The following is a 16,245-nucleotide window of genomic DNA, read 5'->3' on the forward strand; positions in this document are numbered from 1 at the left end:
GGTGAAATGAGCAAATGAAGAGCATTAGTGCACTTGAATTTGTTAGACGTAGGCGAAATGAGGGAATAAGGAGCATTAGTGCACCTGAATATGCCGGACACGGGCGAAATGAACAAATCAGGAGCACAAGTGCCCCTGATTTCTCTCTGCATACTCCATCAGCCCCGCCAGAAGTAGGTCAAAGGAGTACAGTGATGAACCAACTCTAGTTAGTTTCTTTTACATATAAATCCGGTAATTCCCGCTCAGCGCCAGCATGGTGAAGAAGTACAGGCAGTTGTCATAATAGCGCCGCTCTCCGGTGCGCAGCGGGGTGTTCCAGAACAGCTTGACGAAGTGCCCGGTATCCGGGCCATCGGCAGCGAGCGAGGCCATTGCCAGAGTGGACAGCAGGCCGACCGGATGCAGGGACAGCTCGTCAAACGGCTGGCCGTCAATCGTATACCGCCGGTAATCGGCCGGATCGATACTGCGGAAGAATGCCTGAATGCGGTTAGACTGCTCTACCTGCCAAGCATCGCAGCGGAACCATTCATAATCCAGCCCAATGTTGGCGGCTACCCTGTAGGCATCACTGAAGAAGTGGCGGAAGTCGCCATGCGGCTGGGGTTCCGCCGGAGTTCCGTCATAGTTCGCATATTCCGGCGACAGGCCGGTTACGGGATGGCAGGCCTTGTGCAGGTAATCCCGACTCCGGGCAGCTGCATCCTTCCAGAATGCCCGGTCTGCTTCATCCGCCTGCAGGGCGAACAGATCATAGAAATGCGGCAAATGATAGGAAGGATTGCTGAACGGAGTCTCCGGAATGAACTTGATCAGCCGGGTCTCGGGATCCCACATCGGATGGCCTTCTCCGTCTTCTCCCTTATGCACACAGGCGCGGAGAATGATTCTGGCCTGCTCGGAATAATTGAACGGCGCGGCCCCGTCGCCCCAGCGGCTGGAAGCGAAGAACAGTGCCATCGCGAAGAACTCCTCTCCGTCCGGGGCGGGTCCTTGCGACAGCCTTGTACCGTCCAGCCTGCATTGCCAGGCAAAATAATCCTTATAACGGCCCTCCGTATGCTGCATGAAGACTTTAGCGAAATTCCAGAGCCGGTCAAACTCCTCCTTTTTATCCATCTGAACCGCCGTCATCATCCCGTACGACATGCCCTCTGTGCGCACATCGGTATTGCCTGTATCTACGATATAACCCTTATCATCATCCATAGTATGGTAGAGCCGGACATCAGGGGCACCGTAGAACATTTCGTTCCAGGTATCTTCCAGCCGCTGCTGAATCGCCTCCGGACGCAGTCCGATCTCAAGGAACAAATTTCTGTACTCTCCTGTGTGAAAAGAGCCCTCTGTAGTATTTATCATAACATCCTCCAGGTGAATTTTATTTTGCCCAAGTATATCATAAGCGGCGGTATAAAGATTAAAGCGTTTTCCAGATAATTTATAGACGATTCCGGCTCAGGCCAATAATCTAAGGATAGATCAATCTTAGGTGTCTATATGTCATGGACTTCACGCCAAAAGCTTCTCTATACTGGTAGGGACATGCTGCAAGGTGAATAAAAAGGTTAGGGTGATAGAGCTATGAATGAGGTGTTAGAGCTAACGAAGCTTACAGTCTACACGCGCATATCGAACCAGGATTATACCGGGTCTCTCAGCAACAGTGTTCATATGGCCTGCACAGATGATCATAACGAATTTCAGCCGCTTAACCGGAACTATGGCCTATTATTTGCCGTGGCCACTGTAGATGAGAAGAATGTGATCCATGAAAAAGGACTTAAAAATCCCTATCTGTTCCGCACACAGGATGGTGCTTTCGGGATGATTGCCGTAAGGATTGACGCCTCGGGGGAGGATGACGGGGAGAGCAAAGGGCAGATTCTGCTGTGGACCTCTCCGGATCTGGTGACCTTCGATGTCCAGCGGCTTGTCCGGCTCGATAATGAACGCTATGTAAAAGAAGCCGTCTGCACACTGGACAGCACCGGCGGATATGAGATCCGCTGGCAGGACAACGACGGCAACTATTATGTGAACCGGCTGGCCGACCTGCGGAAGCCGGAAGGGATCTCGCCGCCGGAGCCTGCGGAAGCTTACACGGTAGAGCAGCCCGTTCAGCCGCTACCCGGAACCCGTCCGGGGAATGTGCTGACAGTGGACGGTCCCACAGGCCGCAAGGTTCAGGCAGCCTGGACCCCGGTATATAACACCGGTATTCGCGTAGAGGAGCAGGTCAGTGTCCACTCCGCAGACGAATTGACAAAGGTCAGAGCCACAGCGCTGTATTCGGACGGCTCCATTGCCGATAAGCAGGTCGCTTGGGATACCACAGGGATTGATTTCACCTTGCCGGGAACGCATACCATACATGGCAAAGTAGTCACATATGACTTGCCGTTCCCGTTGGCAAGCGGCTATGCAGACCCTGTAATTCTCCCTTGGAACGGCAGGTATTATTTCCTGGCTACCAATGACAATGTCAATAATATCGGCATCTATGTCCGCGTGGCAGATACCTTGAAGGACTTATTCGTTCCGGGCTTCCAGGAATCCGTTATCCTGGACCTGAATGAGGAGCTGAATTTCATCCAGACCTTCTGGGCGCCGGAATTCCATGTCATCGGCGGGGAGCTATACATCCTGTTCGCCGTTGGCGGCAAGGTATGGGGACCGCAATGCCATCTTATGAAGCTGAATCCCGGCGGTGATATTATGAAGGCTGGGGATTGGAGCACACCAGTCCGGGCGAAACGAATGGACGGAACTCCTTTGGCCGCAGACGGCATTACGCTGGATATGACTTATTTCAAGGCAGACGGCACCTCCTGTGTAGTCTGGTCTTACCGCAAAGGGATCGGAACGCCGCTGGATACCGGCTCCATGCTGTATATCGCCACTGTAGATGAAGCGAATCCGGCGGTATTAACCAGTGAGCCGGTGCTGCTGTCGCGTCCGCTGCTCGGCTGGGAGAACGTTCAGGGCACGATCAATAACGAAGGCCCGTATCCGCTTCTTACGGAAGATACCGTGTATATTGCCTATTCCGGCGGGGCGGCAACGGGATATACCTATGCAGTAGGCTGGTTAAGCATTCCACGGGGCGGCGACTATCTGGATGCCGGTGCCTGGAGCAAGGCGGGCACGCCGGCACTTTCTTATTATTCGCTGGACGGGGTGTACGGTCCGGGGCATAACTCCTTTTTCCAGGATACAGACGGTACTACGCTAGTCCTCTACCACGGGGAAGAGCAACTGGTGAAGCATGGAACGAGATGCTCGGCGATCCACAGAGTCCATTACAACAATAACGGCGTTCCACTGCTCGATGTGGCTGGGGAGAGAGATGTACATCCGGATTACGCCAACTGCACGATTCAGGCGACTGTGCTTGCTTAAACAACAATCTATATAACAAATGGAGGATGTTAGAATGACACAACCACAAGGATTCAACCCATATCTGCCTTCCTGGGAGTACGTCCCGGATGCGGAGCCTTATGTTTTTGAAGGAAGAGTATATGTCTATGGCTCGCACGACCGGTTCAACGGACATGCCTTCTGTCTGAACGACTATGTATGCTGGTCAGCGCCGGAAGACAATCTGGGCGATTGGCAGTATGAAGGCGTGATCTACAAGACAACAGATGACCCGCTGAACCCGGAAGGCAGCATGTGTCTCTATGCACCGGATGTGACGCAGGGACCGGACGGGCGCTACTATCTCTACTATGTACTGGACAAGGTTTCTGTCGTATCGGTAGCAGTCTGCGATAAGCCGGGCGGCAAATACGAATTCTACGGCTATGTCACCTACGGGGACGGCATGCGACTGGGCGAACGGGAAGGCGATGAGCCGCAGTTTGACCCGGGGGTATTGACTGAAGGAGACACCACCTACCTGTACACCGGCTTCTGCGGATACGGCGACAAGTCCAGACACGGGGCGATGGCTACTGTACTCGGTCCCGATATGCTTACGATTATTGAAGAGCCTGTGTTCGTGGCACCGAGCCAGCCTTACAGCCAGGGAACCGGCTTCGAGGGCTATGAGTTCTTCGAGGCCCCTTCCATCCGCAAAAGAGGGGATATTTACTACCTGATCTACTCCTCCATCTCCATGCATGAGCTGTGTTATGCCACCAGCAGTTATCCTACCCGGGATTTCGTGTATCAGGGAGTCATTGTGAGCAACTGTGATCTGCATATCGATACGTATAAGCCTGCGGACCGGACGATGTATTACGGCGGCAATAACCACGGCAGCATCGTGGAGGTTAATGGAGCGTGGTATATCTTCTATCACCGGCATACCAACGGGACCGCGTTCTCGCGCCAGGGCTGCATCGAGCCGATTACGTTCCGTGAAGACGGTACCATCCCGCAGGTGGAGATTACAACCTCCGGCCCGAACGGCGGCCCGCTGGAAGGATGCGGAGAATATCCGGCTTATCTGGCTTGCCACCTGTTCACCAAGGATCAGGAGATGTATACCGGAGGCTTCGGACCAATGGGTGCCTGGATGGACAGCCGGTTCCCGAAAATCACCCAGGACGGCAGAGACGGCGAAGAAGAGGTTGGTTATATTGCCAATATGACGGAGTCGGCGACTGCCGGGTTCAAGTATTTTGACTGCAAGGGGGTTAGCCGGGTCTCCATCAAGGTGCGCGGATATTGCCATGGGGAGTTCCAGGTGAAGACGGCATGGGACGGGCCTGCGCTTGCCTCCATTCCGGTAGGCTTCACGAATGTCTGGAAAGAATATGCTGCGGACGTGGCGATTCCGGACGGCGTTCAGGCACTGTATTTCACGTATACCGGGGGCGGCGGCGCGCAGTTTGCTTCGTTTACGCTGGCTTAAGCAGTCGCGGGCGGGGCGGGATGGAATAGAGCATGACAAGGAGCAGTGCCTGAGAGACTTCTCAGGCACTGCTTCTCTACTTGCAGGATAGTTAGTTGAAGACAGCGAGGGTTCCTCCTATTTGGCTCCACTCATTTGCAACGTAAGCCTTAGCTCCAACATCTGGAGTAGTGCGGACACAGGGGCCGTTATTTTGTCCAAAAATGTGATTATTCTCAAGTTACGGACTCAGTGGGTTTAGAATAGATAGTAGACGTCTCTTAACGGACGGAGGGATAATAAGGATCACGGAGGTGTGTTGCCATGGGTGACCAACGAAAACGGTACAATGAAGAGTTTAAAAAGCAGACGGTTAAGTTTCTACAAGAACAGACGAAGAGTTTCGGGGAGTTAGCGGAAGAGCTGGACATCCCCAAGAGCACGCTTCATCAATGGATGGGACAATACCGGGAGCTCAAGAATGAACCTGTAGCCAGTGTGGATCGGGTGAGGGAGCTCGAAGCCGAGTTGAAGGAAGCGAGCCGTCAGCTCCAGGAGCGCCAAGATCAACTCGTCGACCGGGAGGAAGAACTGGCCATCCTAAAAAAAGCAGTGCACATCTTCAGCAAACCAAGGAACGCCGATTCCAGTTCATGAAGGAACATCGCTCCGCGTTTCGCTTGGAGAAGATGTGCATCACCTTGCAGGTATCCAGGAGCGGATATTACAAGTGGCTCGGAGCCAAAACCAGTGCACAGGCTCTCCGTAAAGCGGCCGTGCAGGAGCGAATCCGCTACCATTTTAATGACCATAAGGGGCGGTATGGAAGTCCGAAAATCACTCGACTGCTGCACCAGGAAGGCTATACCCTCACCGAACGTACGGTGAGTGTGTACATGCGGCAAATGAAGCTCCGCTCGGTGGTCTCTAAGCCGTACCGTGTACAGACCACGGATTCCAAGCACAACAACCCTATTGCCCCGAACACACTGAATCAAGAGTTTACCGTCGACAAGCCCAATACCGCCTGGGTGACCGATATTACGTACATCCCCTGCCGTGGAGGCCGCTTGTACCTGGCCAGCGTCATGGATCTGTGCACGCGCGAAATTGTAGGGTGGCGGTTATCGGACCACATGGAAACCAGCTTGGTCTTAGACGCCTTGCAGGCTGCCTATCAAGCCAAGCGACCCGGCCCGGGACTGCTCCACCACTCGGATCGGGGATCGCAGTATACCTCCAAGGAATATACCGAGCAGTTGAGGACGTACCAGATGGAATCAAGTATGAGCCGCAAAGGAAACTGTTACGATAACGCTTGTATTGAATCCTGGCACAGTATCTTGAAGAAGGAGCTCATTTACTGTAACCCGCGTTTTAAAACTCCAGGGCAGGCGTACCAGGACATCTACCAATACATTGAGTTTTACTACAACCGCAAGCGAATGCATGGCACGCTGGGGTATCTTTCCCCCGCCCGATTCGCTAAGCAGTTTACGACGGCATCCGTTGCGTGAGTATCTACTTTCTTGACAGAGGTCCACAGAAGACCTTAATGGGGGATATGGAAGCCAAATGAGATAGAAACAGTCAATTAACGGCCACTGAGTCCGCGAATAGCTCATTTCTTCGGTTTTCAGGGAGATAGCTGCCTCTGAGTCCGCATGGCTTGCAGCCAGGTGCAAGAAATCTCTTGCCTAATAATCTAGCTCGTACCGTGCGGAGCCTATTTATTGTCCACTCCCGCCCACACCAGATGGTAATGGAGTCCGCTTCGGAGACTATACGCCGGAAGAATACCGTGCCTTGTACTCTGAGGGGGTCATGTTCATATAATGCTTGAACCATTTGGAGAAATAGCTGACATGCTGGTAGCCTGACTCCAGCGCAGCCTCCAGCACATTGTATGATCCGCTGCGGAGCAGGCTGGCCGCCTGGCTAATGCGGATATAATTCAGATACTCCATCGGGCGCATCCCTGTCTGAGCCTTGAAAAACTTGCAAAAATGCGAGCGGCTCAGCGCTACCACAGAGGCCAGCTGATCCAGCTCCAGCCGGTCGCGGGAATGCGCCTCCATATAACTCAGCACCTCCCGGATCTGCCGGTTATATTCTCGGCCGTGCCGGGTCTCCGGCGCCGGGTTCAGCCCGGTTAGCCCGTATTGATAGCTGTCTGCGATGAACAGCAGCAGGAGCGCCTTCAGACTCATTTCGTATGCCCCAGGCTTACGCTCATAACGGCTTAACAGCTCCCTGATCAGCTGAAGCAAGGGGGAGTGGGCGGCATCAGCAGCAGATAATAGAGCAGGAAGTCGGACCGTCCCTTGCAGGACCGGGTCCAGGAACAACTCCTGCACCCGGTCGGGCTGCGGCGAAGACAGCCAGGAGCCTTTGAACACGATGGAATAATAACAGGTGCCGCCCATGGCGGTGTCCATGCCCGAATGAAGCTCACCGGGATGAACGATCAGGGCATCCCCTGATTGAATGGGGAACTCGCGGCTCTCAATATGGAAGGTAGCCTTGCCTTCTGCCAGATAGATAATCTCCATTTCGTTATGCCAATGTACGGGAAGAATGGAATGCACACGGGCCTGATGCTCCACCCGGTAGATATGCAGCGGGAATTCCGGCTGGCCGTGCAGCTTGTTCTCCCGGTAACGGTGTTCGTACATGATGCCCTCCTATGAATCGTCATATTGTGTTGATATCGCGCAAATATATGCTAGATGAACCGATGCCAATAATAATATCATTATCATCAAGATAAGTCATAAGGAAGGGTGGAACCATTGTGAAACTGATAGCTGTTCAATCCGGCGAGGCCGGCGTAAGGCTTGCGACTAGTGAGGGAATGATGCATATCGGCTGGTGTACGCCGGGGATTGCCAGAATCCGCTATACGCTGAATGCTGAGCTGAGCGGCAAAGAGAGTCTGATGGTACTGAGCCGGCCAGAAGCCGGGAACGTAGAATACAAAATCACAGAGCTGCCCGGGCATCTGGAGATATCAACAGCGCAGCTAACGATTGAAGTGGATAAAGAGACCTGTGCGTTCAGCTACAGAGCTGCGGACGGCACATTGCTGACACGGGAGCCGGCCAGAGGCGGCAAAACCCTGGAGCGAACAGAAGTCTATCATACAGTCTTCGATGCTTCAGCAGACACGGTCGAGACTGGGCAGGGTGCTGATGGTCTGCGTGCCAGAGCGGAGGGGGTTAACCGGAGGCTGGACCGGGAGGCTTTTCATACAAAGCTGGAATTCGTATGGCAGGAAGGGGAAGCCCTGTACGGACTTGGCTCCCATGAAGAGGGGATGATGAACCTCCGGGGAAGGCAGCAATACTTGTACCAGCAGAATATGAAGGCGGTTGTACCGGTACTTGTGTCTACACGGGGCTACGGGATTCTGGTAGATTCGGGGTCTTATATGACTTTTCATGATGATGCCTTTGGCTCGTACCTCTGGAGCGATGCGGATGAAGAGATGGATTACTATTTCATATATGGTCCGGAATTCGATCAGATTACAGCGGGAATCCGCTATCTGACCGGAGAAGCGCCGATGCTGCCGAAGTGGTCCTTCGGGTATGTACAGTCCAAGGAAAGATACGTCTCCCAGGCGGAACTGCTTGCCATCGTGCAAGAGTATCGTGAACGTTCGCTTCCCCTCGACTGTATCGTACTCGACTGGCAGTCCTGGACGGGCAATCTGTGGGGGCAAAAGACTTTCGATCCTGACCGCTTCCCCGATCCCTTGCAGATGATGAACAGCCTGCACGCCATGAACGCCAAGCTGATGGTATCGATCTGGCCGATCATGGGCGCGGGCGGGGACAATCATGAAGAGATGAAGGCGCGCGGCTTCTTGCTCGGTAATCAGGCTACTTATGATGCCTTCCGGAAGGAAGCGCGCGAGCTGTACTGGAAGCAGGCCAATGAAGGACTGTTCGCACATGGAGTCGATGCCTGGTGGTGTGATTGCACCGAGCCGTTCGAAGCAGACTGGAAGGGAGCGGTCAAGCCGGAGCCGGAGCAGCGGCTGCTGATTAATACAGCAGAATCGAAGCGGTATCTCGATCCGGGCTTGATCAATGCCTATTCCATGCAGCACTCCAAAGGGATCTATGAAGGCCAGCGTGCAGCGACCTCAGCGAAGCGGGTAATCAATCTGACACGCTCCGCGTTCGCAGGGCAGCACCGCTATGGCACGATTACATGGTCTGGTGATATAGCCGCCAACTGGGAGACGCTGAGGAAGCAGATTGCAGACGGCCTTAACTTTTGCCTGACCGGTTCGCCATACTGGACGCTGGATATCGGAGCGTTCTTCGTGAAGAATCACAAGGAGCAATGGTTCTGGAGCGGGGATTATGACGAGGGTGTTGCGGATCTGGGCTACCGGGAGCTATATGTCCGCTGGTTCCAGCTTGGCGCGTTCCTGCCGATGTTCCGTTCTCACGGAACCGATACTCCAAGGGAAATCTGGCAGTTCGGCGAGGAGGGTGAGCCGATGTATGATACGCTGGTGAAATACCTGAAGCTCCGTTACCGGCTGATGCCATACATCTACTCCCTGGCCGGAGCTGTGGCACACCGCAGCTATACTATGTTCCGCGCACTGGCCTTTGACTACCGGGAGGATGTGCGGGTTCATGCTGTCGGCGACCAGTTCATGTTCGGTCCGGCCTTCATGGTGGCTCCCGTGACGGAGGCTATGTATTACGGTCCCGGCTCCCGCGAGCTTGAAGGGGTTCCTAAGCAGCGCAGTGTATATCTTCCTGAAGGCGAATGGTACGATTATTGGAGCGATGAATGCCTGGAGGGCGGCGTGACGATTGTAGCACAAGCGGATCTGGAGACGCTTCCCTTGTATGTCCGCGCCGGGTCCATTGTTCCGCTCGGCCCCGATGTTCAGTATACGGATGAACAGCCGGAGGCTGTGACCCGGCTCAAGGTATACGGGGGCAAGGATGCAGCCTTCACCCTGTATGAAGATGAAGGTGATAATTATAATTACGAGACCGGCTCCTATGCCATGATTGAGCTGAGCTGGTGTGAAGCGGACCGCAGCCTGACTATCGGGAAGCGGGCCGGAGAGTATGCCGGAATGCAGGCGGTAAGGCAATTTGCCGTAGAACTAGCGGGGCATGCGGGAAGCTGTGTCGTCACTTATGAAGGAGAAGCGGTAACCGTCCGCGAAGAGGAACTTCAGAGCTAAGGCTGAGGTTAATTGTAACCAACCTGAACGTTTTGTAAGCTGAATAGAGAAGCTCTAGTAAGCTCTGTTACTCTTACGGTAGGCGGCGGGTGTCATGCTGGTGATTCTTTTGAACGTACGGTAGAAGTGGGGCAGACTCTCGAAGCCGCAGGCCATGGCAATCTGCTCGATGGTACCGCTTGATTGCAGCAGGCTGTCCTTGGCCGCAAAAATCCGCTTAGTGGCAATATAATCGGTCACATTCATACCCAGACGCTGCTTGAAGACCCGGCTGAAGTGTGCGGGTGAGATCGAGGCCCGCGCAGCCAGGGAGCATAGCTCCAGCGGCTGATCCAGATGATCGTTGATATAGCTGAGCGCCTCACGGAACCACTCCGGCAGCAAGGGATTTGCAGCAACCGGCTCGGCGGCTTGCGGCAGACAGTAGCGGTTCAGATGCAGCAGTGTAAGATGAAGCAGCAGCGCAAGCGCCTGCCCGCCGTCCAGCTGATTCTGCTCGCGTTCCCGGTGGATCGCATCGATATCATTTTGCAGAATCTCAGCATGCTCAGGAGACAGGGTATACTTGTACTGCTTGTTGGTCTTGGCAGCGTCGAACAGCTTCAGATAGGGATAAGACTCACTGTAGGTATGGTTATGGATCAGAGCCGGGCTGAAAAAAAGGGCGGAGGAAGTCACCGGCTCCTCATTGTCGGGAAATCCCCGGTGCACCGTGTTTCCGGGAACGACAATGATGTCACCCGGATGCATCTCATAAAAGGTCTGATCGATGAAAAAGCTTCCTTTGCCGCTGTATACGTAGATGAATTCGTACCAGTCATGCTGGTGGTCGGGCAGCTCGCGCTGCGGGCTTTTCGTTTCCTTATAGTCCAACAGCAGCGTAAACGGCAATTGATGGTCAAAATGCCTGCGGATCGGTTCCATGAAGTCGCCCCCTGAGTTAAATCTCTACATTCTTACCCACATCATATCAAAATAAGGTATAAATTTGTTTGTTTTAGCTATTTTTATTCCTTTATCGGATGTTTACAATAAGGTGGAATGGAGGCGTTATCATGTATATTGATGCTCACCAGCATTATTGGAAGATAGACAGGGATGATTATGGCTGGATTACGCCGGAGATTCCGGTGTTGTTCCGGGATTATCTGCCCGCTGACCTGGAGCCGGAGCTAATGAAGCAAGGGATCAGCCGCACGATTGTGGTACAGGCTGCGCCTACGGTGGAGGAAACGGAATATATTCTGGGACTGAGCGAGCAGGCGGAGTCTGTCGCGGGTGTGATTGGCTGGCTGGATCTTGCAAGCCCTTCCTTCCAGGCCGAATTCGAGCGTCTCAGCAGACATCCGAAGTTCACCGGGCTGCGGGTGATGATTCAGGAGATGGCAGACCCCGGTGTGCTTTTGACCCGGCCTTATATAGAAGCGCTATCATATCTTGCGGAGCGGGATGTGCCGGTGGATCTGCTGGTGCTGGCCGATCAGCTTCCGCAGCTCATTGAGATGCTGGAACAGGTTCCGGGGCTGCGGGGAGTTATTGACCATCTGGCTAAGCCGAAGATTGCTTCGGGCCAATTAGAGCCGTGGCGAAGCTTGATGACGGAGGTAGCTAAGCATCCGGGAATTTACTGCAAGCTGTCCGGGATGGTCACCGAAGCAGATCCTCAGGGCTGGAAGCAGGAGGATTTCACTGCTTATGTACATGCCGTGCTGGAACTGTTCGGACCTGAGCGGGTGATGTTCGGCAGCGACTGGCCTGTGTGCCTGATGGCGGCAACCTATGAGGAGGTTGTGGGGATTCTGCGCACAGCACTGCAAGACCGATTGTCTGCGGAAGAGATGGAGCCGGTGTTTGGAGCGAATGCTGTTAGATTTTATAAGCTGGATTCACTAATTATAGGAGGTTGAGCGATATGAAATACAGAAAGCTGGGCAATACGGGACTTGAGGTCTCAGCATTAAGCTTCGGGGCCTCTTCGCTGGGCAGCGTGTTCCGGGAGGTACCTAAGGATGAGGCGATTCTTACGGTGCATACGGCGATTGATATGGGGATTAACCTCGTTGACGTCTCCCCGTACTACGGACTGATGAAAGCGGAGACAGTGCTGGGCGAGGCACTGCAGACGGTACCGCGCGACAAGTATATCCTGAGCACCAAGGCCGGACGTTACGGCGAGGGGCAATTCGATTTCTCCAGAGAGCGGATCATCCGCAGTGCGGAAGAGAGTATGGGCAGACTGGGCACAGATTATTTGGATATTCTGCTGCTGCATGATGTTGAATTCGGCTCGTTTAGGCAGGTGATGGAGGAGGGAATACCGGCGCTGGAAGAGCTGAAGCAGGCGGGCAAAATCCGTTACTTCGGCGTCAGCGGCCTGCCGCTGAGTGTGTTCGAGAAGGTGCTGCCGCAGACCAAGCTGGATGTCATTCTGTCCTATTGCCATTATTCGCTCAACGATACCACACTGCTCCGGCTCCTTCCGCTGCTGGAGGAGAGCGGCACGGGGCTGATGAATGCGTCACCTATCTCGATGGGGCTGCTCAGTAACCGCAAGGTGCCGGACTGGCATCCGGCGAGCGCAGAGATTCAGGCCGCGTGTCACCGTGCTGCTGAATATTGCAGGAACAAGGGAGAAGACATCGCCAAGCTGGCGGTTCAATTCTCTACAGCGAATGAGCAGATTCCTACGACTCTGGTGAGTACGGCAACGCCGGAGAATATCAGCAACAATATTAAATGGACCGAAGAGCCAATAGATCAACAATTACTGGCAGAAGTGCGCGATATTCTGAAGCCGATCGACGGAGCAACCTGGCCGAGCGGACAGCCGGAGTGGAACGAAGCACAGAGCCGGAACGGGGAGCGCTTATAATGAAGGGAATTATTTGTGAGGAGATCGGAAAGTTCGTATTCAAGGAAGATCTGCCGGAGCCGGAGCTGGTGGACGGGGAAGCGGTTGTAAGCATACGCAGAATCGGAATCTGCGGGACGGACTTGCATGCTTACCGGGGCAACCAGCCTTATTTCACTTATCCGCGTGTGCTGGGACATGAGCTGTCCGGGATTATTGAGCGCATTGGCGACAACCCGCAAGGGCTTCGCGCCGGTGATCAGGTCAGTGTCATTCCGTATCTGCATTGCGGAGAGTGCAGGGCCTGTCTGAGTGGTAAAACGAATTGCTGCCAGAAAATGAGAGTGTTCGGTGTTCATCTGGACGGCGGCATGCGGGAACGGGTGAGTCTGCCTGTAGGTAATCTGCTGAAGACAGACGGGCTGACGCTGGATCAGGCGGCCATGCTGGAGCCGCTGGCGATAGGTGCCCATGCGGTTCGGCGCTCAGGCATCAGCGCCGGGGATCAGGTGCTGGTGATCGGCGCTGGCCCGATCGGGCTGGGTGTGATGGCGATGGCCAGATATGCAGGTGCCAAGGTGATTGCGATGGATGTCAACGATGAACGTCTGGCCTTCTGCAAGGGCTGGGCGCAGGCGGAGCACGCGGTAAGCGCCTTGAAGGAGCCGAAGGAACAGCTATCGGCACTGACGGACGGCAACTTCCTGCCGCATGTCATTGATTCCACAGGCAACATCTCCTCTATGGAAGGCGCCTTCGGACTGGTTGGCCATGGCGGTACATTGACTTATGTCGGCTTGGTCAAAGGGAATATTACCTTTAGTGACCCCGATTTCCATGCCCGCGAGATGACAGTGCAGGGCAGCAGAAATGCGACCCGCGAGGACTTCGAACGGGTGATTAGCGCCATTAGAGACGGTTACATTGATGTGGACCGCTATATTTCCCACCGCTGCTCGTTCGGGGAGATGACCCTGCAGTTCGAGAGCTGGCTGAATCCTGAATCCAAAGTGATCAAGGCATTGGTGGAACTGAATTAACTGCGAAGGAGCGGAAAAGCGATGACAAGCACGGAACAGAGCCAGCGGTTATGGTACACGGAGCCGGCACAGGAATGGAATGAGGCACTTCCGGTCGGCAACGGCAGACTGGGGGCGATGATCTTTGGCAGGGTGGCTGAGGAGAAGCTGCAGCTTAATGAGGATTCCGTATGGTACGGAGGTCCGCGTGACCGCAACAACGAAGATGCGCTTCCCCACTTGCCGAAGCTCCGCCAGCTGATTCTGGAAGGCAAGCTGCGGGAGGCGGAGGAGCTGGCGGCAATGACAATGGTGGGGCTGCCGGAAGCACAGCGCCATTATCTGCCGCTTGGCGACCTGCTGCTGTCATTCAGCGGACATGAACAGCCTGCTGAGGATTATCAGCGTGAGCTGGATCTCGAATCCGGCGTATCCCGGGTGAGTTATGTGACCGGCGGAGTCCGCTATACCCGTGAGCTGTTCGCCAGCTACCCGGATCAAGCCATCGTGGTGCGGATTACCTCTGACCGGAAGAACGCAATCTCCCTGAAGGCCAGGTTTAACCGCCAGAACTGGAGAATGCTGGAGAAGACGGAGAAATGGAATGACAGCGGGCTGGTGATGGGCGGAGAATGCGGCGGGCGCGGGGGCAGCTCCTTCGCTGCTGCATTGAAGGCCGTCACAGGAGACGGAACCTGCCGCAACATCGGCGAATATGTGATGGTGGAGGGGGCAAGCTCAGTTACGCTGCTGCTTGCCGCAGGAACCACGTTCCGTCATCCCGATCCGGCGCTGTATGCCAAGCGGCAGTTGGAGGCCTTGAGTATGGTGCCTTATGAGGAACTGCTTGCCCGCCATGTTGCGGATTACCGCAGCTTGTACGGCCGGACCTCGCTGACGCTCCCGATGAACCCGGAGCTGAGCGGACTGCCAACCAGTGAACGGCTAAATCGGTTCCGGCAGGGGGGAGAAGACCACGGACTGATCTCGACTTATTTTCAATATGGCCGTTATCTGCTGATTGCCTCCAGCCGTCCGGGCTCCTTGCCTGCGAATCTGCAAGGCAATTGGAATGACAGCTTCACCCCGGCTTGGGACAGCAAATTCACGATTAACATCAACGCGCAAATGAATTACTGGCCGGCTGAAATCTGCAATCTGGCGGAATGCCATGAGCCGTTGTTCGATCTGATCGAACGGATGCGTGAGCCGGGACGGGTGACCGCGAAGGTGATGTACGGCTGCGGCGGCTTCACGGCACACCACAATACGGACATCTGGGCAGATACTGCTCCTCAGGATACGTATCTGCCAGCATCGTTCTGGCCGCTGGGAGCAGCTTGGCTGTGTCTGCATATGTGGGAGCATTACCGGTTCAGTCAGGACAGCCTTTATCTGGCGAATGCCTACGATACGATGAAGGAATCTGCACAGTTCCTGCTGGATTACCTGATAGAGGATGAGTCGGGCCAGTTGATTACCTGCCCGTCCGTCTCGCCGGAGAACACATACCAGCTGCCCGGCGGGGAATCGGGCGTGCTGTGTGCCGGAGCCTCTATGGACTTCCAGATCATTGAAGCCCTTTTCAAGGCCTGCATTCAGAGTGCGGAGATCATCGGGCGGGACGAGGCGTTCTGCGAAGAGCTCCGTTCAGCGCTGGACCGTTTGCCTGGGCCGCAGATCGGTAAATACGGCCAGATTCAGGAATGGATGGAGGATTATGAAGAGGTAGAGCCGGGGCACCGGCATATTTCGCATCTGTTCGCGCTGTATCCAGGGGATGCCTTCACGGTGGAGCATACGCCGGAGCTGGCGGCAGCAGCCCGTACGACGCTGGAACGCAGACTTGCCAGCGGCGGCGGACATACCGGCTGGAGCCGTGCCTGGATCATTAACTTCTGGGCCAGACTGCAGGATGAGGGCAAGGCTTATACCAATGTGCGGGCATTGCTGGAGCATTCGACCCTGCCTAACCTGTTTGACAATCATCCGCCGTTCCAGATTGACGGGAACTTCGGAGGAACAGCAGGTATCGCGGAGATGTTGCTGCAGAGTCATACAGATAGGATCAGACTGCTGCCTGCATTTCCTGCCGACTGGAACGAGGGCAGTGTCAAGGGACTGCGGGCAAGAGGCGGCTATACCCTCGATTTCTCTTGGAGCGGTGGACTGGTTACGGAAGCAGTGGTAACATGTACCGTATCCGGCCCTTGCCGGCTCGAAGGTCCGGGGCTGGCTCCGGTGTCCTTCACCGGGGAAGCGGGGCATTCTTATACCTTCACCGGGTAGAGTAACTTTAGGATAGCTA

The 16,245-nt window shown here is 54.8% G+C and carries 12 protein-coding genes; 9 read left to right on the forward strand and 3 right to left on the reverse strand.

What is annotated here, in order from left to right; all coding sequences use genetic code 11:
- Positions 1-219: 219 nt before the first annotated feature.
- On the reverse strand, positions 220-1,365 hold the full coding sequence (locus tag MKZ07_RS02600) for a glycosyl hydrolase family 8 (RefSeq protein ID WP_341024333.1): 1,146 nt from the start codon (positions 1,363-1,365) through the stop codon (positions 220-222).
- A gap of 222 nt (positions 1,366-1,587) precedes the next feature.
- On the opposite strand from MKZ07_RS02600, the gene MKZ07_RS02605 reads away from it, so the two are divergent.
- The 4 genes from MKZ07_RS02605 (at position 1,588) to MKZ07_RS02620 (ending at position 6,363) form a co-directional block, all read left to right on the forward strand.
- Positions 1,588-3,405 (forward strand): family 43 glycosylhydrolase, encoded by a 1,818-nt coding sequence (locus MKZ07_RS02605; RefSeq protein WP_341024335.1) that lies wholly within the window; start codon positions 1,588-1,590, stop codon positions 3,403-3,405.
- 34 nt (positions 3,406-3,439) lie between these two features.
- On the forward strand, positions 3,440-4,867 hold the full coding sequence (locus MKZ07_RS02610; RefSeq protein ID WP_341024336.1) for a family 43 glycosylhydrolase: 1,428 nt from the start codon (positions 3,440-3,442) through the stop codon (positions 4,865-4,867).
- 303 nt (positions 4,868-5,170) lie between these two features.
- Positions 5,171-5,503 (forward strand): transposase, encoded by a 333-nt coding sequence (locus MKZ07_RS02615; RefSeq protein WP_036693708.1) that lies wholly within the window; start codon positions 5,171-5,173, stop codon positions 5,501-5,503.
- A complete protein-coding gene (locus MKZ07_RS02620) occupies positions 5,500-6,363 on the forward strand; it encodes an IS3 family transposase (RefSeq protein ID WP_084648871.1) in 864 nt (287 codons plus the stop codon). Before MKZ07_RS02615 ends, MKZ07_RS02620 begins: the two co-directional genes overlap by 4 nt.
- 264 nt (positions 6,364-6,627) lie before the next feature.
- Here MKZ07_RS02620 and MKZ07_RS02625 read toward each other — a convergent pair whose 3' ends face one another.
- Positions 6,628-7,521, reverse strand: coding sequence for a helix-turn-helix transcriptional regulator (locus tag MKZ07_RS02625; RefSeq protein WP_051493318.1), 894 nt, complete (start codon positions 7,519-7,521; stop codon positions 6,628-6,630).
- Positions 7,522-7,640: 119 nt separating this feature from the next.
- Here MKZ07_RS02625 and MKZ07_RS02630 point away from each other — a divergent pair, with 119 nt between their 5' ends.
- On the forward strand, positions 7,641-10,067 hold the full coding sequence (locus MKZ07_RS02630) for a glycoside hydrolase family 31 protein (protein WP_341024339.1): 2,427 nt from the start codon (positions 7,641-7,643) through the stop codon (positions 10,065-10,067).
- 54 nt (positions 10,068-10,121) lie between these two features.
- On the opposite strand, the gene MKZ07_RS02635 is transcribed toward MKZ07_RS02630, so the two are convergent.
- The gene (locus MKZ07_RS02635) at positions 10,122-10,991 is read right to left on the reverse strand and encodes an AraC family transcriptional regulator (RefSeq protein WP_036693462.1); all 870 of its coding nucleotides are present in this window, start codon (positions 10,989-10,991) and stop codon (positions 10,122-10,124) included.
- A 131-nt stretch (positions 10,992-11,122) separates the two neighbouring features.
- Here MKZ07_RS02635 and MKZ07_RS02640 point away from each other — a divergent pair, with 131 nt between their 5' ends.
- From MKZ07_RS02640 to MKZ07_RS02655, 4 genes are read left to right on the forward strand one after another with little or no spacing between them, the layout of a single operon-like run.
- Positions 11,123-11,974 carry an amidohydrolase family protein gene (locus MKZ07_RS02640; RefSeq protein ID WP_036693460.1) on the forward strand — a complete coding sequence of 284 codons (852 nt, stop codon included), beginning with the start codon at positions 11,123-11,125 and terminating at the stop codon, positions 11,972-11,974.
- 5 nt (positions 11,975-11,979) lie between these two features.
- Complete coding sequence (locus tag MKZ07_RS02645; protein WP_036693459.1) at positions 11,980-12,939, forward strand: aldo/keto reductase; 960 nt, start codon at positions 11,980-11,982, stop codon at positions 12,937-12,939.
- Positions 12,939-13,958 carry a zinc-binding alcohol dehydrogenase family protein gene (locus MKZ07_RS02650; protein WP_036693458.1) on the forward strand — a complete coding sequence of 340 codons (1,020 nt, stop codon included), beginning with the start codon at positions 12,939-12,941 and terminating at the stop codon, positions 13,956-13,958. The genes MKZ07_RS02645 and MKZ07_RS02650 overlap by 1 nt, the downstream gene beginning before the upstream one ends.
- Positions 13,959-13,979: 21 nt before the next feature.
- A complete protein-coding gene (locus tag MKZ07_RS02655; protein WP_341024343.1) occupies positions 13,980-16,226 on the forward strand; it encodes a glycoside hydrolase family 95 protein in 2,247 nt (748 codons plus the stop codon).
- Positions 16,227-16,245 lie beyond the last annotated feature (19 nt).

Source organism: Paenibacillus sp. FSL P4-0338 (assembly GCF_038002365.1).
GTDB lineage: Bacteria > Bacillota > Bacilli > Paenibacillales > Paenibacillaceae > Paenibacillus_AQ.

Coding starts and splice junctions, on each gene's coding strand:
- MKZ07_RS02625 (WP_051493318.1), bottom strand. CDS start 7,521: ATGTACGAACACCGTTACCGGGAGAACAAGCTGCACGGCCAGCCGGAA.
- MKZ07_RS02650 (WP_036693458.1), top strand. CDS start 12,939: ATGAAGGGAATTATTTGTGAGGAGATCGGAAAGTTCGTATTCAAGGAA.
- MKZ07_RS02640 (WP_036693460.1), top strand. CDS start 11,123: ATGTATATTGATGCTCACCAGCATTATTGGAAGATAGACAGGGATGAT.
- MKZ07_RS02645 (WP_036693459.1), top strand. CDS start 11,980: ATGAAATACAGAAAGCTGGGCAATACGGGACTTGAGGTCTCAGCATTA.
- MKZ07_RS02610 (WP_341024336.1), top strand. CDS start 3,440: ATGACACAACCACAAGGATTCAACCCATATCTGCCTTCCTGGGAGTAC.
- MKZ07_RS02655 (WP_341024343.1), top strand. CDS start 13,980: ATGACAAGCACGGAACAGAGCCAGCGGTTATGGTACACGGAGCCGGCA.
- MKZ07_RS02635 (WP_036693462.1), bottom strand. CDS start 10,991: ATGGAACCGATCCGCAGGCATTTTGACCATCAATTGCCGTTTACGCTG.
- MKZ07_RS02605 (WP_341024335.1), top strand. CDS start 1,588: ATGAATGAGGTGTTAGAGCTAACGAAGCTTACAGTCTACACGCGCATA.
- MKZ07_RS02600 (WP_341024333.1), bottom strand. CDS start 1,365: ATGATAAATACTACAGAGGGCTCTTTTCACACAGGAGAGTACAGAAAT.
- MKZ07_RS02620 (WP_084648871.1), top strand. CDS start 5,500: ATGAAGGAACATCGCTCCGCGTTTCGCTTGGAGAAGATGTGCATCACC.
- MKZ07_RS02615 (WP_036693708.1), top strand. CDS start 5,171: ATGGGTGACCAACGAAAACGGTACAATGAAGAGTTTAAAAAGCAGACG.